The sequence below is a fragment of the Bacillus cereus group sp. N11 genome, from assembly GCF_016483605.1.
Classification (GTDB): Bacteria; Bacillota; Bacilli; order Bacillales; family Bacillaceae_G; genus Bacillus_A; species Bacillus_A toyonensis.
In genome coordinates this window covers 1-398 of the sequence record NZ_JAEHBN010000061.1, presented here as the reverse complement: position 1 = coordinate 398, position 398 = coordinate 1, and the positions used below count along the sequence as shown (strand labels likewise).

Genomic DNA, 398 nt, shown 5'->3' with positions numbered 1-398 from the left:
TGTACCTCTGATTTATATCCATTCACTGGTTGTTCTTTCACTTCATACTTATATGCATTTCCTTCGGCATCATATGCCGCTAAATCTGTAAACGCATATTTCCATTCATCTGCTGCGCTCACTTCTTTTGTTGCGATCACTTTGCCATTTTGTAGTAAGTCTACTTTGATCATTGTCGGACGGTCTTTCGCATTTCCGTCTTTCCATGTCTTCGTTCCTTCTACTTTTGTTTCGCCTACTTTTGTATTTATAATGTCATAACCTTTTACCTCTGATTTATATCCATCCACTGGTTGTTCTTTCACTTCATACTTGTATGCTTTTCCTTCGGCATCATATGCAGCTAAATCTGTAAACGCATATTTCCATTCACCTGCTACGCTCACTTCTTTTGTTGC

At 38.4% G+C, this 398-nt stretch carries 1 protein-coding gene; it reads right to left on the bottom strand.

The genetic code is table 11. From position 1 onward, the window contains the following. The coding region (locus JDS98_RS29655; RefSeq protein ID WP_199634637.1) for a Cna B-type domain-containing protein at window positions 1–398 on the bottom strand (398 nt) is incomplete at both ends.